Consider the following 22,276-nt stretch of genomic DNA (forward strand, 5'->3'; position numbering starts at 1 on the left):
AACGACCGGTTGCACCTGCAACATTGGCGGTACTTGAGGATTATTGCATGCAATCGCACTTTATGTAACCCCAACCGGGACTTCCGTCCCCATTCGTTCTTTCTGCAGGTAAAGCCGCGTTTTAGCAACCGCGTCTCAGGGGTAATGCTGCGCTATACCAGGGGGATGTTTTAGATAATGCATTCCACTTCCAGGACAACGATCCGAAAAGTAGTTCTGTGGATGTTAAACAGAATTAATATTTGGATACTTTTTGCGTTCGCTACTAAAAGCTTAGGTGCGTTTCTTCGCACGTGGAGTAAGTGGGTTGAGCAAGCGCTGCGGCAAGCAACCAGTAGTGCCACTGATGTGGGTTCCCCACTCGGACCAGGCCAGATCCCTAAAGGACCCATAGGCCAGTAAGCAAGAACACCGTAATAACAGTCGAAACCGCCTATACGCGGGTAAAACCATTAGGTACGCTAAACAGTAAGGAACCATCCCAATGAAGGACACAGAAATGAACACAGTACAATCCCCTAACCCGACCGAGCAGGACGCGGGGAAGCCAAAGCGCAAGCGCAACATCATCATCGCTAGCGCAGCTGGACTAGCCCTACTCGCTCTCGCCACAGGTGGTGGAGCATGGGCCTACACCACTAGCCAAGCCAACACCCTGAAAGAAGCGCAAACCAAATGCACCCAAACCCTCGCCGACTACCAGGGGGCTAAAACCAAGGCCAGTGAAACCATTAAAACCGCCACCAGCAAGAACCTGGACAAGCAAGTAAAAGCCCTCAAAGAAGCGGTAGAAACACCAGTAGACCACAAGTGCACCGCCACCAGCGTGAAGAGTGTGCGCAAGGCGACGGAGCGGCTTTCCGGTCAGAACGCGCGGATCAAAGCTGAAACCACGGCCGTGCAAACCGCAGTCCTAAAAGAAGAACACACCACCAGTGTTAAAAACCTAGAGAACACCCTCAAAGACGCGCAGCACCTGTTAAACCAAGTGAAAAACCAGGAGGGGGACAAGAATGTTAAAGCCCTTAAAGACGCGGTGAACAAGGCTAAGAACACGGTTAAAGCACAGAAAGACGCTACCCCAAGTGAAACCAGTGTGAAAACGCTTAAAGACGCGCGTCAAAACCTACAAGCCGCAATGAAAAACACCCACCCCAAAACCGGTAATAAAGGTGAAGGCGGGCAGTCAGGCACCAACGGAAGTGGTAATAATGGGAGCGCGCAAGGCCAAGGGGCTAATGGCCCAGCCCCATCCAACCCCAATAACCAGGGATACGCTAACAATTCCCAGGGCTACGCGAACGGTTCGCAAGGCTACAGTGGTAATAGGGGCTACAACCACAGTGGAAACCGGGGATACAACACCCCGCAATACCAGCAGCCGCAATACAAACCCGCACCCAAACCCCAATCCAACCAGGGTAATGGCCCCGCGTCACGTGACGAAGCCTGGAAATACGTACATAACCTCGGTAAAAATAACAACGGAGGCTCACAGAAAGTACCCCACGGGTGGACTGAGACAAGCCACGATATTTGTTCTGTATGCGATACGAATGATAACTGCCGGGACGTACCCTGCAACTAGAATTATCTAGTCTTTAACAAAACACTTGTGCCCCAACCCTTTTTTGGGTTGGGGCACTAGTATTTATTTGTTTACTCGCGCTCCCACCATGCTAGTGGGATTGCGCTACCCTTCCTTAGTTCATGCGGCGGCGCGCTGTGTAGTACGCGCCCGCGCCCAGGCCAGTAACCGCTAGCGCGCCGAGTGCTACACCCATTACCTGAGCACCAGTCTTAGCCAGTGGGCGTTCAGGAGTCTTCACTACCCGAGTCGTCTCATTAGGAAGACCGCACTCACCACGATGCAACACCTTACCCGCGTGGTCGAACACGGTTTCCACCCAGTAGTACGTGCCCTCTTCCTTAAACACAGTAGTCTCAGACTCGTACTCACCCGCACCCTTCAAAGGCGTGTTCTTACTGGACTTAAACACGCGGTTGCCAGGCTCGCACACGGGTTTGTCACCGGTTTGTTTGAACGCTTCGAACCCAACAGTGGCTCCAGAAGGCACTTTGCCTTTAACAATCGCCGTGTCATGCGCTGGGTCACCAAGTTCAACCTCAGGTACAGCCTTAGTAGTCACTTCCAGGCCCTTAACCCGAGTGGTTTCATTCTTAGCCCCGCACTCACCACGATGAATCCGAGCACCATTCTTATCGTAAGCGCTCTCCACCCAGTAGTACTTACCCGGCTCACTCGCCCGAGTGACCTCTGACTTGTACTCACCCGGCTTATCCGCATCCACGAACTTCGAGGAGAACACCAGGTTAGATGGCTCGCACACGGGTTTGTCACCGGTTTGTTTAAATAGTTCAAACCCGATCTTCATGCCCTCCGGCACGGTTCCTTCCACAATAGCCTTGTCGTGGAAATCCTCACCCACAAACGCCTCAGGCACAGCCTGAGTATGGATCTTCACCTTCGGGGTAGCGACCGTGTACTGCTCGGTCTTATCCGCAGCCGAAGACTCAAAAGCCTTCACGCGATCATCACCAGTGAAAGAGGCCTTAACCACGTACGTTCCGGGAACGTCATCACAATTGGCATTCTTCTTGCCACACAGAGGTGTGCGACAACCACTAGAAGCCACTGGTGAACCGTATACCACCACACCCCAAGTCTCGGAGCAACCGGCCCCACACGCAGCCTGCATCGATAACCCCTCCGAACGGATCCGCCTCCCCCAACCAAGCGGACCACACAATCCTCACGGCCTAATCAAACATCAACGGCATAACCCAAACAATCCCACCAAATCAAACCTAAAAACCCGGACCACTTCAGTTTTCGTCTTTTATTTGCCGAGTAACTATTGCACCTATAAAGATCCACAGGATTCCACCAATCACTAAGCACGGCAGCGGGTTTGAACTTAGTTTCAACCAGTATCCAATTTGGAGACCGAGAATTGTTCCTATCGCACCAAAGGAGTATGACCAGCTCATGATGCGAACAAACCGCGTTCCCCTAAATTCTATTTGCCGATACGTTTCTAGAATCACGATCCGAGCCCGATTAAGCGTGGTTATAAGAAAAACCAACGTCAGGGACAAGAACAGTGGACTACCGACCACTGCTTCATACGCCGCAAATAACAAGACGATTACACCCGAAAGCACTGCAGAAGCGAAAAGTGTTGTCCTAGTCGAATGAGCTCTACTAACCCAACGGCCTGCCATTGGCCCAAACATTGCTCCGAATCCAAAAACGGCGAGGACGAGTCCCATTCCAGAGAAAGCACTCAAATCAGTGTCTCTTTTTGCTGAGGCACCCGCGACCCAAAGCAGAAAGAGCTCACCCGTCATCGCACTAGCTACCCGAATCACGAGTGACAAGAGAGGTGACGCCGGGCCGGAAGCAAACAAGTCCCTCACGAACCTCTTCAAAGGCAACTTCGCTCCAGTAACCTCATACTCTTCCTCATCAACTTCCAACGGAGGCTTTGCAGCGAACTTTGTGCGAGCAAAGAACCGCACTGCAGCACCGCACAACGACAGGAAGATATTGATTAATAGCAGCGCCTCAACAGATATTGATGCGAAAAAAGAACCGAGCGGACCCCCAACTACAAACCCCAGAAACGCAAGTGCGGAGTATAACGTTGCGTTAAAAGCCAAAGCAGCTTTCGCATCCACCGTCGCCAGCACCGCTCCGTAGAACTCATCCGCAAGATCACTTACAGGCGCTACAAACGTATCAAACACCATGTAAACAAACAGCAACACCGCGGCATAACCCGGTTTGATAAGCGCCAACACAAGGCACAGAGTACTCACACTAGCTTCCAACAGATCGACAGTGATAAGCGCCTTGTCAGGGCTGAAACGTCCAACTACCCGAGCGTAAAGTGGAAACGCAAAAACGATTATCTGCTCAACGGTTTTCAAAACTACTAGAGAAGAAACCGCAATCATCCCAGAAGCGGTGAGAGCACTGAACCCCGATTCAACGACATGGTTACCAAACACCGAAGCAATTAAGCCGACAACCATGAGGCGACGCGCTTTACGTAGCGTTTTAGACGCCTTATTGAAAGAATTCATGCCGCCCCTTCAGCAAAAAGAGCACTGGATCTGGAATGCTTCTTCGCGTTTTGACAAGCGTAACCAAGCACGTTTAAATGCACAACCCGAAATAGGAGTTGACAAAGTCCCATACGAAATCAGCCCGGGTATGCAAAAACCCCGGCACCTGTTGGTACCGGGGAAGTGGTAGCGGGGGCTGGATTTGAACCAACGACCTCCGGGTTATGAGCCCGGCGAGCTACCGAACTGCTCCACCCCGCGTCGACACATCTACTTTAATGCGTTCACACAGCAAGATCAAACGAGCTCAGCGTGTGTTTCATCACCACACGCGCCCGCCACCAGATCCGCCGCTAACGGCGCCCAGACCTACCGGTAATGCCGGTAAAACACCACTTCACCAGCCTGCCGCGAAGCCGCCACATCGATGATCCGCTGATTCGAAGACCCTCGGAACGCCAAAGACGAATCAAAAAGACGCTGAATAAACGGCCCATCCACCAGCACATCCACGCCTTGCAGCAACGTCTGCTTGTCATCCGTCTCATGCTGCAACTGCTCCCACGTGTAGCCCGTCCAACACCATACAGTTTTCGTCTGCCCAAACTCTGCGCGCACACGCGCCACCAAAGGGTTCAAAACCGGGGTGTTCAACATCGGTTCCCCACCCACCAGAGACAGCCCCGCCACATACGGCTGCGCCAGATCCTCAAGAATCTGATTCTCCAAATCAGCCGAATACAGCTTCCCGTAACGAAAAGACTGCGCCGCCACGTTATAACACCCCGGGCATCGGAACGGGCACCCAGCAACATACACAGAGCAGCGCACCCCCTCACCATCCACAAAATTGAACGGCTTATAATCCGCAATATACCCAGCGGACAAACGCCGCCCATCCCACTGGCGCGGCGAAGGAACGTGAACACCCTCCGCCTGGGCATCCACGTTCACCACCGAATCAGCCACTGCACTCACGCGGCACCAGCAACCCTACTCATCCAAATCCATGTGCTTAACCCGCGAAGAAATCTCCACGTGACGCCCATGCACCATCGGCCGCTTCTGCGGATTACCCAAATAACCACACGTACGCTTCACCACGTCACACGTATCCGGATCCGTATTGCCACACTCAGGGCACTTAAACCCATCCTCCGTCGGCAAAAACTCGCCCTCAAAATCACACTCGTAACAACGATCAATCGGCGTGTTCGTCCCCAAATACGCCACCCGGTCGTACGCGTAATCCCACACCGCTTCCAACGCCTCGGGGTTATGCGTCAACTTCGGATACTCACAGTAGTGAATGAACCCGCCCTTCGTGAACGGTTCATACTCCGACTCAAACTCGATCTTCTCAAACGGCGTGACCTTCTTCCGCACGTCATAGTGGAACGAGTTCGTGTAGTACTCCTTATCCGTAATATCCTTAATCGCCCCAAACTTCTGCCGATCCATCCGCGCGAACCGGTCCGTCAAAGATTCCGAAGGCGTGGAATACACAGAGAACCAATACGGGGTTTCACTCGTCCACTTATTCGCATAATCCGTCAAAGCACGAACGATGTCGAGCGTGAACTCCTTCGCCTCCCGGTTCGTCTCCCACTTCGGCCCAAAGAACGCGGTAGCGGCCTCATACAACCCGATGTACCCCACCGAAACAGTTGCCCGCTGGTTGGCGAAAAACTCGTGAACAGAATTCACCCCCTGCGGCGCCCGCTTCCCGAACGCACCGTGGCGATACAAAATAGGCGCGTTATCCGCCACCGCTTCCTCACAGCGCCCAGCGCGGAACATCAAAGCTTCACGCACAATCTGGATTCGCTCGTGAAAAAGCTTCCAAAACTTCGCTACATCTCCACGCGCTTCAATCGCGATGCGCGGCAAGTTCAACGTGCATACACCCAGGTTCATTCGCCCCGCGTTCACGGCCTCGCCGGTTTCTGGATCCACCCATTTAGGCAGGAAGGAACGGCACCCCATCGGCACCTTGTAGTCACCCTCAATTTCAGTGAGCTTATCGTACGACAGCACGTCCGGGTACATGCGTTTAGTGGAGCATTCCAATGCTAACTGCTTCACATCGTAGTTCGGATCTTGCGGCTCCAGATTCACCCCGCGACGTAGCCCAAACACGAGTTTCGGAAAGATCGCCGTGTAGTGATCCTTACCGATCCCCTTAATCCGGACCTTCAAAATCGCCTTCTGAATCTCCCTCTCTAGCTCCCCCGTGCCTAAACCGAACCCGAGGGTGACGAATGGGGTTTGCCCGTTCGAAGAGTAGAGCGTGTTGATCTCATACTCCAACGATTGCATGGCGTCATAAATATCTTTACTGGTCTTGGTGCGCGCGTAATCTTCCCATTTTTCTTGAGGCACCCAGCGTTTCGCGTCTGCCATGTGTTTCTCGTAGTTTATTTGCGCATACGGGGCGAGCACTTCATCCGCCCGATCTACCGAGCACCCCCCGTATTGGCTGGAAGCCACGTTCGCGATGATCTGCGCGATCTGCGCTGTTGCGGTTTGGATTGAACGCGGTGATTCCACTCGCGCGTTCCCAATTTGGAAGCCGTCGCGCAGCATCCCCGCAATGTCGATCAGACAGCAGTTAGTCATCGGTTGGAATGGGTTGTAATCCAGGTCGTGGAAGTGGATTTCCCCTTTGATATGCGCGTTCGCCACCGCTGGCGGCATCATGTGCTTGAGGGCGTATGCCTTCGCAACCGCCCCGGCCGTCAAGTCCCGTTGCGTGTTAAACACCGTGGCATCTTTATTCGCATTCTCGTTCACCACGGTTTTGTCGCGCGCAATCAGGCGGTGCAAAGCGGTGGGGATATCCATCGCCAGTTCACGTTCTTTATCGCGGTCGTGACGGTATTCGATGTAAGCCCGCGCCACTTCTGGGTAGCGGGATGCCATCAGCCGGTCTTCCACCACCCGTTGGATCGTGGGGATGTCTAGGTCTGTTTCCGGTAGGTTGTCCACCACTTCGCGCGTGAGGTCCAGGGCGAAATCCGCGTCGTCAATCCCCTGGTCTTCCATGGCCAAGGTAATCGCGTTGTATATCTTTGCTGCGTCAAAACTGACGGTGCGCCCATCGCGTTTAGTGACCACGGTCTCCACGTGCGTGCGAACTGGCGACTCAACCCACATATTGTGCTCCTTACATCTTTGCAACACTATATATAGTACTGAAAAGAATTCGTTTTCTCTGCCACCTAAGACCCGCGCGTCCCAAAACCAACTCCGCACACCCGGTTTACAGCGCAAACACAAGACACGACAGGAATGGTGATTATCCCCACTCCCCTCTCCTCGAGCGCCCCGCACCTTGGCAACTTCAAACCGAACCAAAGCACTGGTACGTAACTGGTGAAACGCCTCATAAGAACCCGGATTTGAACCGGTAAAAGTGGAATACAAACGAGTTTTCAGAGAAAGTTAAAAGGTCCCTATAAGCAAAATGAAAGTAATACTATGTCGCTGTCTGAAGAAGACAAGACTATTTTAGCTAACGAGTTTGAACCCACCGAACAGGAAACCCAAGAGGCTGCAGAGATCATCGAAGCCTCAAAACGCAAAGTGGAAAACGAGATTCCAGAAGGCATCTCCAGACGCGTTTTCTACCCATCTGTAATTATCCTGGTGGCACTCGTAGCGCTCGCGCTCATTATTCCAACGGGCTTCAACACGGCAATCTCGTGGCTGTCGACCCACGTCATTAACAACCTGTCGTGGTACTACGTACTCGTCGCCACCGGTTTTGTAGGTTTCGCAGCAGTCCTGGCGTTCTCCCGTTTCGGGGACATTAAGCTCGGGCGTGACGATGAGGAACCCGAATACTCTCGAGGCGCCTGGTTCTCTATGCTTTTCGCAGCAGGAATGGGAATCGGACTCGTGTTCTACGGTGCGGGTGAACCCCTCTCTCACTTCGCTGCCCCACGCCCAGGCGTGACGGGCAGCCCCGCAATCTTGGCGCGCGAAGCAGTTTCCGCAACCTACCTGCACTGGGGTTTGCACGCGTGGTCTATCTACGTGATCGTCGGGCTAGCCATCGCATACGCCCACTTCCGTCGCAACCGCCCCGTTTCCATCCGCTGGACCCTAGAACCAGTTATGGGCGAAAAACGGGTGCGCGGCGCATTCGGTGACGTGATCGACACAGTTGCCTCCATCGGCACCATCCTCGGTATCGCTACCTCCCTAGGTTTTGGCGTGAACCAAGTGGCTGCGGGCATGGAATACCTGTGGGGCTTCAACGCAACCCGCACCGTGCTGGTGATCCTCGTGATCGTAATCTCCGGACTCGCCGCACTCTCCGTGGCCTCCGGCCTCGACAATGGGATTCGCCTGCTGTCGAACACAAACTTGATCCTAGCTGGGCTGCTCGCCTTCGCAGTTGCCGCACTCGGCCCCACCGTGTTCATCCTCTCCGAATTCGTGCAAACGATCGGCATGTACCTGTCGAACTTCCTCGAAATGGCGTTCCAAACCCTCCCATTCCAAGGCGTTGACGGCAGCACCTGGCTGACGTCCTGGACCACGTACTACTGGGGCTGGTGGATGTCCTGGTCCCCCTTCGTTGGTATCTTCATCGCCCGCATCTCCAAGGGCCGCACGATCCGCGAGTTCATAATCGGTGTTATCGCGGTGCCCACACTCGTCACGTTCCTGTGGTTCGCAGTAATGGGTGGCAACGCGCTCGCCCAAGAACTGTTCAGCGGTAACTCCCTAATTGGCCCCGACGGCGTAGACATCAACACCGTCCTCTTCCATTCCTTCGAAGCACTCCCCGGGGCACCTATCCTGTCGGGCGTCGCCATGATCCTCGTGACCATCTTCTTCGTCACGTCTTCAGACTCCGGCTCATACGTGCTGTCCATGCTCTCCACCGCCGGTAACCCGAACCCACCGCTGTACGTACGCCTCACTTGGGCGACCATGGCTGGCTTGGTTACCGCTACCCTGCTGGGCACCTCCGACTCTGAAACCGGTATGGCCGCACTGCAATCCCTTGCGATCCTGTCGGCCCTTCCATTCAGTTTCGTAATGATTGGGATGTGCCAGGGCCTGTGGAAATCACTTTCTGCTGAACACCGCTTCCACGAGCGGCAAATGAAAGAACTGCGCCGCAAAATGCTGGTTGAAACCATTTCGGAACAAGTTACCCAAGACCTTGAGGACGGAGCTGAGCAGCGGCGAACCAAGTGGTCTTCTAGCCCAATTCCGATTGCCCCCGAAATCGTGAGCGTAATCCGCCGGCACCGCAAGCGGCGCAAAGGCGACACCAACCACTCCAATAAGTAGCGCAACCGCACGCTTCATCTGTTGAAAGCGATTCAGACGATGGAAGTGCTTCAAGTATTGGAACTGGTTCAGAAAATGAAAGCGCTTCAAGTATTGGAACTGGTTCAGAAAACGAAAGCGCTTCAAGTATTGGAACTGGTTCAGATATTGAAAGCGCTTCGGATGATGGACGCGGTTGAGACGTTAGAAATACTGAAGTAAAACTGATTAAACTCGAGGGGCGCATCCACAACCCGGATGCGCCCCTCATTTCCTACCACTTTACTTCTTTGCCCCGGAGCTACCTCGAATAATGCAAGCCTGCGCGGGCGTAATCGAAGTGGTTATTCAGTTTTCTTCCCGGTATCTTTCTTAGCGTCACCACCGGCCTGCTGGCCTTCCTTCACACTCTTATCTGCCTGCATGGCTTCCGAAATGTGTTTTTGCAGTTCCGCTTGCTTCTTCCCGTAGGTCTGCCAGTCTCCGTTCTTGAGGGCTTCTTGGCCATCCTTAATGGCCTTATCCGCTGCCTCAAGAGCAGCCGCTAAACGCTGAGCATCCGATTTGCCCTCGCCTTTAGCTTCACCACCAGCGATGGCCTCACCACCTTCAGCACCGGTATTACCCGCCAGGTGAGCTGCCGAGTCACCCTTGAACGTAGCGTCCAAAGACTCCTCAAGCGAATCTGCGAATCCACGCGAATCACCAAACGAAGTTAACACCTTCCCCAACACCGGGTACTTGGTGGAACCCGTACCTTGCACGTAAACCGGTTGCACGTACAACAAGCCACCACCAACAGGCAGTGTCAGCAAGTTACCGAGAATAACTTCCGACCCCTCCTGGTTCAACAGGTTGAGCGCCGGCCCAATCGTCGTATCCGAGTTGAAGTCGTTCTGCGCTTGGCCCGGCCCCGGCACCGTCGTGGAAGACGGCAAAGCCAAAAGCCTGAGCTTACCGTACCCCTCCCGGATCTTCCCCGGCTCGTTACCCGTCTCAGAATCCACCGCTAAGAACCCAGACATGGGCTCACGATCCGCCTTACCACCGGGCACGAACACGGACGTTAACGAGAACTCCGCGCTGTCTTGGTCCGGCATCTTCATCGTCAAATAATACGGCGGCTGAGCGGGAGCAACCCCCTCAGGCCCCTTCTTGGAAGTCGGATTCTCTGCCAAACGCCACCGGTCACCACCAGTGTAGAAATCCTCCGCCTTCGTCACGTGGTAGGCAGACAGCATGGAACGCTGCACCTTAAACAAATCTTGCGGATAACGCATGTGGGCCATCAAGTCACCCGAAATGTCCTCCAGCGGCTTAACCTGCCCGGGGAACGTCTTCATCCACGTCTTCAAAATCGGATCCTGCTTATCCCACTGGTACAGCTGAACCGAACCATCGTAGGCATCCACCACAGCCTTAACCGAGTTACGAATGTAGTTAATCTTGTCATTCGCCGCGTACTGCTGCGTATTCGCCGTGGTCGCGTCGCGCGTTTCCTCATTCACATCCAAATGCTGCGAATACGGGAACTGGTTCGACGTCGTGTACCCATCCACAATCCACACCAGACGCTTCGGCGTTTTCGGATTCCCATCCGTATCCACCACCGCCGGGTAAGGCCGGCGATCCAACGTGAGGTACGGGGCAATCTTAGAAACCCGCAGCGCAGGATCGCGATCGTACAGGATCTGCGACTTCGGGTTGATCTGCGAGGCAAACAGAATATTCGTCTCTTGGAACTTAATGGCGTACAGGATCTTGTTCAAAATCGAGCCCACATTCGGACCCCCGTCACCCGAGAACGTGGTTGGTACCTGGTGTCCATCATGCTGCTCATCCGGGTAATCCAGCTCCAACGGGTCGCTACCTTCGGGCGCCCCCACAATCGAATACTCCGGGGATTCAGGTGAGAAGTAGACTCGCTGCTCATACTTGCCCATATCGCCTGAAGATGGGATCCCTTCTTCCCACCACTGTGGTTCACCACGCGGCCCAACGCGGTTACCGTACGCGGCAACCACCCCGTAACCATGCGTGAAAATCGTGTGGTGGTTAACCCAGTTCTGCTCCCGGTCATCCAGCCCATCGAGGTTCAGCTCCCGAACCGCAATCACGGTGTCGCGCTTCTCACCGTCAATCTCGTAGCGGTCCACGTTCAGCATGTCCTCAAACGTGTAGTACGAACGCGACTGCTTCAACTGCCGCACGGCGGGCGAAATAATATCCGGGTCAATGAGGCGGATCTGCTGAGTTGACTCCGCGTCCCCACGCAACTGGCCCGGTTCCGTATCCGTGCGCGCCGCGTACGTAGTGGAATCCACGTCATCAATCCCATACGCCTGCAACGTGGCGTCAATATTGCGCTGAATATACGGAGCCTGCAACGCCCGTTCGTTCGGTTTCACCTTGAACTGCTGAATCAACGCGGGGTAGGCCATCCCAAACACCAGTGCGGACACAACCGTCACCGCAACCCCCGCAGCCGGCAGGTGCCACGTCCCCCGGAAAGCTGCAATCAAGAACAGCACCGCAACCAGCACCGACGTGACCGCAAGGATCGTCTGTGCCGGCAGTTGCGCATGCACATCCGTGAACATCGCGCCGTCGTTAGGCCGCCCCTCCGCGACCAAAAGGGCGTAGCGAGCCACCCAGTACCTCAACGCCACAATTAACGACAAAATTGCAGCATTAATCCCCAGCTGCCGGCGGGCAGGCACGGTCACCGAAAGTTTGGGCGTAAACGTAACCGCGCCGTAGAGGTAATGCACAACTGCAACCGCAATCAAACTCACCACGAACACGGTGGTCAGCAGCGACAGCAGCATCTGCACAATCGGCAAAGTGAACACGTAGAAAGAAAGGTCAAACCCGAACTGCGGATCTTTTTGCCCAAACGACGTGCCGTTAATAAACATGAGGATCCGACGCCAGTCAACCGCCAACCCAAGGCCGGTGAACAGGCCGATAACCAGGGGAATCCCCCAGAAGATCACGCGCCGAGCCGGTTCAATGACCTGCTGGTACTCGCGCAGTGACGCCCCCACCCCACCGCGGGTGGACTGCGGCCGTTTGCGATAAGCCCACGTCATATTCACACCCACGATCGTGGCAATACACGCCGTGGCCACCACCACAATCGCGGCGACTGATAACCATTTAGTCCACAGCACGCGCGCGGAACGGAGCTGGTTAAACCACAGCACTTCCGTTCCCAGGGTGGAAGCTAAATACAGCAGCCCCGCCACCACCGCGAGAATCAGCAGGGTGAGTCGCAGTGGCGTGAGCCCCTTGCGCTTACGGTTGCCACCACTGGGTTTACGCGGCCCAGAAGGTGGTCGCCCACCGGCTGGTGGACGGGGGAAAGACGAAAAGAATGTCACGTTAGACCTTTCTAACTTTGAGGTCTTGCACCTATACTGTTCTATCCTACCGATTGGCGCACCCAATGCTAAAGGGGTAACAATACGACCATGGACGATAATCAACTAGGTGCTTCGAGCCCCGAAGAGGGCCTGACAGTTGCCGTAACAGAAATTGAACGTTCCGCCGCGCAACTGGGATGGGACCGTGCCAGCACGGTTTACGCCCTGGTGCCGACCGGGGAACTACTTGAGCTCGACGAACTGCCCGCAGACATGCGCGACCAGTTGGAGTCAACGTGGGATCACTCACCCCACACGCTCACCGCCGTGATTCAAGAGGACCTGCCGGGAACGGATCTTGAAGAAACCCTCGCCCAACTTGGCTGGCCCGAATCCGTTTTGGGGGCCGCCGTGTGCACCGAGCGGGTAATGGTGCCACCTGAGGTGCAAGATTCCGCGCCTGAGGACCCGCAGGAAGCCGTGGAATATTTTGCGAACCACCCGGACCGCGACGAAGTGCGGATCGTCACCGGGGTGCTGCGTTCTGGGGAGAGCTGGTGTGCGGTACGCACCCGTTCGCACGATGAGGACGACGAAGTTGCCCAGGGCATGAACCTGGTTCCCGGCCTGGTAGACGCCCTACTCGCCACGTTCGCACCCGCGCAGGCCCGGGATGTTCCCGCCGCCGGTGGGTGTGGCTGCGGTTCCGGCGGTGGTGGCTGCGGCTGCGGTTCCGGAGGCTGCGGCTGCTAGCACACTTAGTGCAACGAAGATCCGCGTGGCGCGGCTCGCGAGCTCATTCCCGGGTGCACTTTGGGCTTATTCCCGGGTGCACTGCGAGCTCACTCCCGGGTGCACTGCGGGTGACCCGCAACGTCACCGGTGCGGATCTTCGCGACCGCATCCACCGCCTCATCCAACGTGGAAACAGGCCAAACTTGCAGGCCGTCCGGCACGTTCCCAACTACTTCATCGCAGTTGGATCGCGGCGCTAAAAACCATTGGGCACCGTCGGCGCGGGACCCGTACATTTTCTGTACGATCCCGCCAATCGGCCCCACCTCACCCGCGTAGGAGATCGTGCCGGTACCAGCCACCACGTGGTCCCCCACCATTTTTCCGCCCGTCAACCGGTCAATGATGCCGAGGGCAAACATGGTCCCAGCGGAGGGGCCACCCACTTTTTCCAAATGAATCTTCACTGGGAACGGAAGTTTCACATCCGCCGTGAGGTACATTCCGAACTTTGACCCCACAAAGTCGGACGGCACGTTGCTCGGCTTATAAGTTTCGATTTGCACGTCTTTAGTTTTCCCGTTTCGCAACACGTGCATGGTTACGGTTTGCCCGGGTTTTAGTTCGCGATTTAGTTGGAACGGCACGGACGCGCGGTTAACCGGGTGACGCACCCCATCTGGTGTGGTGATTGCTTGGAGCACGTCTCCGTCCTCCACTTTGCCTTCCGACTTGGTGCCCGCAACCGGCCCGCGGATGGTGATTTTTGCAGGCACGTCGTACCCCAAGTATTCCAGTGCTGCGGCTGCCGCTGTGGACTGGGAGTTCACCATCTGCGCTTTCGCTAGTTCTTCTACCTGCTGTTGCGTAATGTCGCTCGGGTAAATTTCAGAAACGGGAGTCACGGTTTCTTTGGGCGACAACCACCCCCACAGCACTTCCGCAGCCGTTACGTGCTGGCCGGGTCCGCCGTGTGAAGACACTGTCACCATCCGGAGTTGTCCATCCGATTTTGGCGCGACATTTTTAGTTTGCAGTTCGATCATGGGGACGTTATCGCGTGAGGCGAGCACGTCGAACGTGGGGCCGGGCGATTCCACAACGTACGGCATGGGGATCGCAACCCCAAGGACGACAACGAGGAACACTATTGCCGTAGCGATGAGTGCGCCGCGCCACCTACGCAGAAACGATTGACGTGGGACTTGGCTGGGCGGGCGGTTAGCGGTTAGCGAATTTGCTGCGTCAGATTCGCTGGCAGTTCCCTCTGTTGAGGCTGATCGTAAAGGTTCTTCCGTGTGCACTCCCCTATTGTCGGACAGTTCTACTTCCCGCGCCAAGGTGCAACACGGTAGTTTAGAGGTTATGAGTGAAAATAAGCAGCCTGAATGGGAACAAATGCTCCGCGAACTGCTCGGTGACGCGGCAGCTGATGAACTGTTGGCGTCCATGCGGGCTCAGGGGATTGATCCGACGCAGATGTCGGGCGCGGTTATCCCCACGGATCCGGCCCAGATGCAGCAGATGATGTCGCAGTTCAAGTACTTCATGAGCACCGACAGTGGCCCGGTTAACTGGAAGATGGCGCACGAGATTGCGCGGCAGAAAGCGTGGGGTGAAGGGGATCCACAAATCAACTCCGCACAGGGCGAACAAGTGCGGCAGAGCTTACAGATCGCAGACTTGTGGTTGGATGCAGTAACCACCGTGGAACCAACCAAGAGTGAGCGCCACGCGTGGCGACGCAGCGATTGGTTGGATGAGTCGCTCGAAACCCTCAAGCAAATGGTGGAACCGGTGGCGTCAAATCTGGCGAACGCGCTGACGCAAACGTTGCACGATCAGATGGATCAAATGTCGAACGCGGGAATGGCGGATTTGCCTGAGGGGCTTGCATCGCTGATGGGGCAGGCTGGGCCGATGATTGAGAAAATGTCCGCAGCCGTGTTTGGTTCCCAAGTGGGGAAAGCGCTGGGTGAACTTTCGCACGCCGCGTTAGGCGCCACGGACGTGGGGGTGCCCGGCCGCAGTGGCTGCACGGCGCTGGTGGTTCCGAACGTGGATGCGTTCGCGGACGAGTTCGACATTCCAACCGATGAGGTCCGCCAGTTCCTCGCGCTGCGAGAAGATGCGCACGCACGCCTGTTCGCTTCCGTCCCCTGGTTGCGCGTTGAAATCCTGGGGGCAGTGCGCAAGTACGCCAGTGAGATCACGATTGACGAAGAGGCGATGCGGGACGCCGCCATGTCGGTTAACCCCACTAACCCCGATGAGTTAGAGATCGCGATGAGCACGAACCTGTTCGCCGGGCAGCGTTCGGATAAGCAGAATGAGGCGCTGCTGCACTTAGAGACCCTGCTGGCCCTCGTGGAAGGTTGGGTGGAAACCGTAACGCATGAGGCCGCGCGTCCGTACCTGCCGCACGTGGACCAGTTGCGGGAGATTATGCGGCGGCGTCGCATTGACGGGTCCCCTGCGGAACAGATTCTGGGGGAACTAATCGGCTTGCAGATGCGTCCCCGCCAGGCGCGTAACGCAGCGATATTGTGGCAGCACGTGGCCGAAAAGGAAGGGAAAGAAGCGCGGGATGCACTGTGGCAGCATCCGGATATGGCCCCGACTGCAAAAGACCTGGAGGAACCCACCGCGTTCTTGGATCGGCGCGAGCAGCGCAATGCGGAAGATCAAGAGATCGATGACGCGCTCAACCAGCTTTTAGAAGGGACGTTAGGTTGGGCTGAAGGTCTGCAGCCAGGGCAGGATTCTGAGGGGGATGCGAAACAGGATCCGCATCCACCCAGCGATTCTGACGACGAGTAGTTTTCCACAGCTCTTGGGGAGCTCTTTTGGGTAGCGCGCAGATTTGGCACAGTAGAAGTTGTCTAACCGACCTGCTTAATCTGACTGTTTTGCCTTAGGAGCCCACATGCAGTTGCGCCCCGGGATTCCCGTGTTTGCCCGCCCCGATGGGGAAGTTCAATTTGGGATTAACTCTCGCCTTAACTTCACGGGGTTAACCGAGAAGGAACGGGATATTCTGCTGGACTTGCGCACTGAACGCTCCCCCGCTGGGTTCGCTGCGCGCGCCAAACGGCTGGGAATAGATGCGGAACGTTTAGAATCGTTGCGCACGCGTTTGCACAATGCTGGTTTGCTGCGCATTGATGAGGTACCGAGCCCGTCTGAGGAGGGCGCGCGTTTGCAACGCGACGTTGGAACAGACCGGGCCTTGGGGGCGCGATCTGCTTTTGCCGTGCAGTTATACCTACAGCCGTCGCAGTCGAGGCGCGAAACCGTTGCACTACGGGGTTTTCTGGAGGAGTTGCGCGGTGACTTACGTGCCGCTGGGATCGGACAAGTGGGCCTGGAGATTCCCGGGTTCCCACTGAGTGCCCTGGGCGAACCCGCGGGTTCGCCAGACGCCCCTACCGAGACTGAACGAGAGCGCGGGGCGGCGAAGTGGGACCGGGTTTACGCGCCAGATTTTGTGATTGCCTTCTTCGCGCACGCGGCGTCCGCATGCAACTGGAAACCACCCGTGGTCCCCCACCTGGTGGTGGTCTTCCAATCGGAAGGCGTAGAAGTGGGCCCCCTGGTGGAGCCCGACCGCGGGCCCTGCTTGAAGTGTATTGACGCGTGCTGCACCTCGGTAGATTCCGCTTGGCCGCAGCTATTACTGCAAATTAGCGCGCAGCCATTCCCCAGTCCGGGAGCACAGTTAGAGGCAATCACCCGCATTGTAGTGACCCGCGCGTGCACGGACGCGATTGATGGTGGTGGGCTTGCACCGGGGCAGGTTCGGTTTCTGCGCCGCGACCTGCTGTGGGAAGTATTCGCCTGGCCCGCTAACCCCGATTGCGAATGCGCCCAAACCCTCGTGCCTTAACGCCCCTGTCATAGTGTCCGGTTAGGCCGGCCCGTCCGGGTATTCGGATTCCACCAGCTCGCCCTAGTGTTCCGGTTCAGCCGGCCCGTCCTAGGGTTCGGATTCCACCAGCTCGCCCTAGTGTTCGGATTCGGCTGCGGTTTCGCGGATGACGGCGAGCACGTCACCACCGTAACGGTCCAGTTTCGTCGCCCCCACCCCTCGGACAGCGCCCAGTTGGGTCATTGTTTTCGGCTTCACTATCGCAATCTCGATCAGCACCTTGTCGGTGAACACCGTGTACGCGGGGGCGGAACGGATCTTAGCGACCATGAGGCGCCACTGCCGCAAAGCGTCAAACACGCGTTTCGCATCGGCGGGCAATTCTTCGATCTCTTCGCGTTTGCGTTGCCGCCGCGGTTTCGCCCGCGTTTTAGTGTGCGCATTCGGCCACACGTGCTCCAAGAATCGGGACGGCTTCTGATTCGCAGCCCGCCCCTGGCCACGCGCCCGAGAGTATGAAATTACCAGTTGGTCGCGGGCACGGGTCACACCCACGTAAAGCAGGCGCCGCTCCTCCTCAAGCGCATCCGCAGATTTGGCGTACGTAATTGGAATTAACCCCTCACACACCCCGGTTAGGAACACGTGATCCCATTCCAACCCCTTCGCCGCATGCAGCGAACACAGCGTTACCGACGAAATCTGGGGGGCTGTCTGGGTCTGCTGCCGATCTTGCATTTCCGCTGCGAACTGCGTAAGCGACAGATCTGCCCGATCGTGTGCCAAACTCACCAGGGCATCGAGGTTATCCCACTTCTCTCGCACCGCCCCGTGAGTCTGCGGCGGTTTCGCACTCCACCCCAGATCCGAGGCAATATCTTCGACAATCTGCACCACGGGCGCGTCTTCTGCATCACCGGTGGTGCGAGCGATCTGGCGCAGCAGCACAATCGCCTTCTTAATTTCGTCACGGTTAAAAAACTGGATTCCGCCGCGCAGTTGGAAAGGCACTTGCGCGTCCGCGAGTGCTTCCTCAAACGCTTCTGACTGCGCGTTTGTGCGAAACAGGATGGCGACATCTTGGGCGGCCACCCCGGTTTCGAGGAGGCCTTTGATCTGCCGGGCCACCCCGCGAGCTTCCGCGGTCACGTCGTCGAACGTGTTGAATGCCACTGCTTTGCCGGATTTGCGTTGTGACTCCAGTTTTACTGCTCCGTCGGGCAGTGCGCCGCGTCGGCCCCTCAGAACGGAGTTCGCCATCGAGACAATCTGGGGGGTGGATCTGTAGTTGCGGTAAAGTTCTACGCGGCGGGCACCGGGATGGTCTTTTTCAAAGTGCACGAGGTACTTTGGGGTAGCGCCGGTAAATGAGTAAATGGTTTGTGCCACGTCACCGACCACGCAGACGTCGTGGCGGCCCCCAAGCCACAGGTTCAACAGTTCGTGTTGAAGTTTAGATACGTCTTGGAACTCGTCGACCACAAAATGCTGATACTGCCCGCGGACGGTGCGGGCGGCCCATTCGCTATCTTGCAAGATCCCAACCATGAGCAGCAGGACGTCCTCAAAATCAATCGCCCCGCGCTCATTTTTGGCGTCCTCGTACACGTTGAGCAGATCCGCCATTGTCTGCGCATCCAGGTCGGCGGGTGGTTCCCGGCGGTGGCGGGTAAGCTGCTGTGCGTACTGGGCGGGGCTTATCATCGAGACTTTTGCCCATTCGATTTCCGCAGCAATGTCGCGCACAGAAACCTTATCCGCCTTTATCCCCAGGCGCACTGCTGCAGACGCCACCATAGAAGCTTTATGTTCCATTATTTGAGGGAGGTTACCGCCAATGGTTTGTGGCCAAAAGTACCGCAGTTGACGCAGCGCGGCGGAGTGGAATGTGCGGGCTTGTGCCCCACCAACTCCGAGGGTGCGCAAGCGAGCGCGCATTTCGGTGGCAGCACGGCTGGTGAATGTGACCGCGAGGACGGAGTGGGGGTCGAACGCCCCGGTTGCAGCGCCGTAGGCCACTCGGTATGTGATCGCCCGGGTTTTCCCCGTGCCCGCACCCGCGAGGACAGACAGGGGGCCGGTTACTTGCTGAGCCACCGCCCTTTGTTGATCGTCGAGGGCTTCCAGCAGCTGCTGTGCTTCCACTTCCGCTCCTTTTCAAATGCTGCTCGAATGATGGTCTTCAAAACTTAGCGCCAACCAATACTATGGCACGGACGCCACAACACGCGTAGCAGGGGAAATAGCGCACCAACGGCAAAGAAACTAACGCGCGTGCGGCAGGTGGACTAGTGCGCGCGTAGAAGACAAAATAACACGCGGCAGACAAAAAGCTAGTGCACGTGTGGTAGGGGCCCACCGAACCACCGGCGGATCATCGCGTGGGCAATTGAGATTGCGCCGGGAGCCCCCACTTCCCCTGCGGTTAGAGCAGCCGCGTATTCTTCGCGGGTGTAGAACCGGGCCCAGTCGATTTCTACGCCGTCAACCCGCACGGCCGGTTGGCTTGTGGTGGTGCGCGCGGTGAATCCGAGCATGAGTGAACGCGGGAAAGGCCAGGCTTGCGCCCCCACGTAACGCACCTGATCCACCTCTAGCCCGACTTCTTCTTTAGTTTCGCGGCGCACGGTTTGTTCGGGCGCCTCCCCCATTTCCATGAACCCCGCCACTAAAGATGCGTAGCCAGGGCGCCACAGCGTGTTGTGCGCTACTAGAAGTCGGTCTGAGGCGTCGGTTATAGCGGTGATTATCGACGGGTCGGTGCGCGGGTATTCGGTGGCGCCGCAGCTTCGGCAGGTGCGTTGCCAACCGGAGAATTCGAACCGCGTGGGCCCTCCGCAGCGGGCGCAGAATTGGGCGCGGTCGTGCCAGGAGGCCAGCCCGGAGCAGGTTGCGACCATCTGCGCATCCGTTGGATCCATGTCGGGGCCCATGCGGCGAATATCCGAATATCCGTCTGTGTTCCCCGGCCGCATCGCCATGCCCAAAATAGCGGTGCCTTGTTCGACGCCTAGGAAGAACACGTGGGCGATCGAACGCATGTCCACGTCTGGTACGCGGTGGCGTACCCCGTGGCCCGCCATGGCAAAGCGGTGGCTATCAGCGGTTATGATCGCGCGGATGCGTTGCGGGTTTTGCCCTGGGCAGTGCGTGCGAATCGTGTGTAGGAACGCCTTTTCTACTTCAGGGTCGTTGTTTTGCGTGAGGTTCTGGGCGAGCGCAAGGGGGTCCAGGTACTCGCGTGCGTAGGTACAGGGTTCCCACTCTCCGCTCGCTAGCGGCAGTTGTAGTCTCATACTTACCACGCTAGTGGAAAACGGTAGTCTTAACATATGGCTAAACAAGATGAGGGGAAGAAAACGGTGCGGGCCGATGGCCGTCAGGTGGATCAGCTGCGCCCCGTTAAGATTACGCGTAACTGGATTGACAATGCGGAAGGCTCGGTGTTGATTGAGTTCGGACGCACGCGGGTTTTGTGTGTGGCGTCGCTAACCGAGGGGGTGCCGCGGTGGCGTAAGGACAGTGGTGAAGGCTGGGTCACGGGAGAGTACGCGATGCTGCCTCGGGCCACTGCTACCCGGAGTGCACGCGAATCAGTGAAGGGCAAAATCGGTGGGCGGACCCATGAGATTTCACGTTTAGTGGGCCGCTCGCTGCGCGCGGTGGTGGATATGCGGGCGCTGGGTGAGAACACGATTGTGCTCGATTGCGACGTGCTTCAAGCCGATGGGGGTACGCGCACCGCGGCGATTACGGGCGCGTACGTTGCGTTGGCTGATGCGATTGCGTTTGGGCAGAAGAAGAAGTGGATTCGCCGCGATACGGCTTCTCGGAAGGTGCTCAAGGATTCGGTTGCGGCGATTTCCGTTGGAATTATTGAAGGACAGCCGCGTTTGGATTTGCCGTATGAAGAGGACGTGCGGGCGCAGACGGATATGAACGTGGTGATGACTGGTTCGGGTGATTTTGTTGAGGTTCAGGGCACGGCCGAGCACGCGCCGTTTAACCGTGCTGAGCTGGGGACCCTGCTCGACCTGGCGGAAACAGGGTGTGCGGAGCTCACGCGTTTGCAAACACAGGCCCTGGCCGAGTCCGGCACTTCCCAGCATGACGCTGCCGCGAAGCAGGTGCAGTAGTGGCGCGGCTAATACTGGCGACGCATAATGCGCATAAGGCAGATGAGCTGCACGCAATCTTGGAACCGTTGATTCCCGATTTGGCGCGTGAGGACATTGTTACGTCAGCAGATTTTGGTTACCCCGAACCTGTGGAAGACGGATTAACGTTTGAGCAGAACGCTCTGATTAAAGCGCGGGCCGCGGCGAATGCTTCTGGGCTGGCGGCCGTTGCGGACGACTCAGGGTTGTGCGTAGACGTGCTCGGCGGTGCACCCGGCATTTTTTCTGCCCGCTGGTCAGGCACTCATGGCGATGATCGCGCGAATCTGGAGTTGCTGCTCGCCCAACTCGCGGACATTGCCCCAGCGCACCGGGGCGCGCAGTTCCACTGTGCGGCCGCCCTCGTCGTTCCGAGACGAACCGAACCTCAGGACATAATGGAACCAGAAGGGTCGAACGCACCTCAGGAACCACGGAAATTAGAGGCAACCGCACCTCAGGAACCAAAAAAACTAGAGGCAAACGCAGCTGGGAGTGTAACGGAACCAGGGTCACAAAACGGGCCCCAAAACCCGTTGGAAACCCAGCCGTCAGGTGCGCTTGAGGTAGTGGAGCACGGGATTATGCGCGGTCACCTAATCGAGCGGCCACGTGGGGAAGGTGGGTTTGGATACGACCCGATTTTTGTGCCGCAGGGGCTCGAGCAAACTTCAGCGCAAATCAGCGCGGCCCGCAAAAATGAACTCTCGCACCGCGGGAAAGCGTTCCGGGCGTTAGCGGAAGCGATCAGAAAACAGCTCGCGTAACTA

Annotated in this window: 15 protein-coding genes and 1 tRNA gene; 7 read left to right on the top strand and 9 right to left on the bottom strand. The window is 56.9% G+C overall.

Annotation, left to right across the window (positions count from 1 at the left end):
- The first annotated feature begins 499 nt into the window (after positions 1-499).
- Positions 500-1,588, top strand: coding sequence for a hypothetical protein (locus QS713_RS06965; RefSeq protein WP_313273867.1), 1,089 nt, complete (start codon positions 500-502; stop codon positions 1,586-1,588).
- Between the two features lie 115 nt (positions 1,589-1,703).
- On the opposite strand, the gene QS713_RS06970 is transcribed toward QS713_RS06965, so the two are convergent.
- From QS713_RS06970 to nrdD, 5 genes are all read right to left on the bottom strand, one after another.
- Positions 1,704-2,549 carry a hypothetical protein gene (locus QS713_RS06970; RefSeq protein ID WP_313273869.1) on the bottom strand — a complete coding sequence of 282 codons (846 nt, stop codon included), beginning with the start codon at positions 2,547-2,549 and terminating at the stop codon, positions 1,704-1,706.
- 298 nt (positions 2,550-2,847) lie between these two features.
- Complete coding sequence (locus tag QS713_RS06975; protein ID WP_313273871.1) at positions 2,848-4,059, bottom strand: MFS transporter; 1,212 nt, start codon at positions 4,057-4,059, stop codon at positions 2,848-2,850.
- A 217-nt stretch (positions 4,060-4,276) separates the two neighbouring features.
- Positions 4,277-4,353, bottom strand: a tRNA-Met gene (locus tag QS713_RS06980).
- Positions 4,354-4,461: 108 nt separating this feature from the next.
- Positions 4,462-5,070 carry an anaerobic ribonucleoside-triphosphate reductase activating protein gene (nrdG, locus tag QS713_RS06985; protein WP_313273873.1) on the bottom strand — a complete coding sequence of 203 codons (609 nt, stop codon included), beginning with the start codon at positions 5,068-5,070 and terminating at the stop codon, positions 4,462-4,464.
- 15 nt (positions 5,071-5,085) lie between these two features.
- Positions 5,086-7,248: an anaerobic ribonucleoside-triphosphate reductase gene (gene nrdD, locus QS713_RS06990; protein WP_313273874.1), complete on the bottom strand. Its 2,163-nt coding sequence runs from the start codon at positions 7,246-7,248 to the stop codon at positions 5,086-5,088.
- Positions 7,249-7,572: 324 nt separating this feature from the next.
- Between nrdD and QS713_RS06995 the strand changes: the two genes are divergently transcribed.
- Positions 7,573-9,402, top strand: coding sequence for a BCCT family transporter (locus QS713_RS06995; RefSeq protein ID WP_313273876.1), 1,830 nt, complete (start codon positions 7,573-7,575; stop codon positions 9,400-9,402).
- A gap of 323 nt (positions 9,403-9,725) precedes the next feature.
- On the opposite strand, the gene QS713_RS07000 is transcribed toward QS713_RS06995, so the two are convergent.
- Positions 9,726-12,764 carry a UPF0182 family membrane protein gene (locus QS713_RS07000; RefSeq protein WP_313273877.1) on the bottom strand — a complete coding sequence of 1,013 codons (3,039 nt, stop codon included), beginning with the start codon at positions 12,762-12,764 and terminating at the stop codon, positions 9,726-9,728.
- A gap of 90 nt (positions 12,765-12,854) precedes the next feature.
- Here QS713_RS07000 and QS713_RS07005 point away from each other — a divergent pair, with 90 nt between their 5' ends.
- Positions 12,855-13,499: a PPA1309 family protein gene (locus QS713_RS07005; RefSeq protein WP_313273879.1), complete on the top strand. Its 645-nt coding sequence runs from the start codon at positions 12,855-12,857 to the stop codon at positions 13,497-13,499.
- An 89-nt stretch (positions 13,500-13,588) separates the two neighbouring features.
- Here QS713_RS07005 and QS713_RS07010 read toward each other — a convergent pair whose 3' ends face one another.
- On the bottom strand, positions 13,589-14,629 hold the full coding sequence (locus QS713_RS07010) for a YlbL family protein (protein ID WP_313273882.1): 1,041 nt from the start codon (positions 14,627-14,629) through the stop codon (positions 13,589-13,591).
- A gap of 217 nt (positions 14,630-14,846) precedes the next feature.
- Here QS713_RS07010 and QS713_RS07015 point away from each other — a divergent pair, with 217 nt between their 5' ends.
- Together QS713_RS07015 and QS713_RS07020 are read left to right on the top strand one after the other, a co-directional pair.
- Positions 14,847-16,301 (top strand): zinc-dependent metalloprotease, encoded by a 1,455-nt coding sequence (locus QS713_RS07015; protein WP_313273884.1) that lies wholly within the window; start codon positions 14,847-14,849, stop codon positions 16,299-16,301.
- Positions 16,302-16,407: 106 nt separating this feature from the next.
- The gene (locus QS713_RS07020) at positions 16,408-17,367 is read left to right on the top strand and encodes a hypothetical protein (protein ID WP_313273886.1); all 960 of its coding nucleotides are present in this window, start codon (positions 16,408-16,410) and stop codon (positions 17,365-17,367) included.
- Positions 17,368-17,484: 117 nt separating this feature from the next.
- Here QS713_RS07020 and QS713_RS07025 read toward each other — a convergent pair whose 3' ends face one another.
- Positions 17,485-19,494, bottom strand: coding sequence for an ATP-dependent helicase (locus tag QS713_RS07025; protein WP_313273888.1), 2,010 nt, complete (start codon positions 19,492-19,494; stop codon positions 17,485-17,487).
- A 188-nt stretch (positions 19,495-19,682) separates the two neighbouring features.
- Positions 19,683-20,645, bottom strand: a complete 963-nt coding sequence (gene nudC, locus QS713_RS07030; protein WP_313273891.1) for an NAD(+) diphosphatase — start codon at positions 20,643-20,645, stop codon at positions 19,683-19,685.
- Positions 20,646-20,681: 36 nt separating this feature from the next.
- Here nudC and rph point away from each other — a divergent pair, with 36 nt between their 5' ends.
- On the top strand, positions 20,682-21,485 hold the full coding sequence (rph, locus tag QS713_RS07035) for a ribonuclease PH (RefSeq protein WP_313273893.1): 804 nt from the start codon (positions 20,682-20,684) through the stop codon (positions 21,483-21,485).
- Positions 21,485-22,273 (top strand): non-canonical purine NTP pyrophosphatase, encoded by a 789-nt coding sequence (locus QS713_RS07040; RefSeq protein ID WP_313273894.1) that lies wholly within the window; start codon positions 21,485-21,487, stop codon positions 22,271-22,273. The genes rph and QS713_RS07040 overlap by 1 nt, the downstream gene beginning before the upstream one ends.
- The last annotated feature ends 3 nt before the right edge of the window (positions 22,274-22,276 follow it).

The sequence above is a fragment of the Gleimia hominis genome (genome assembly GCF_032085515.1).
Classification (GTDB): domain Bacteria; phylum Actinomycetota; class Actinomycetes; order Actinomycetales; family Actinomycetaceae; genus Gleimia; species Gleimia hominis.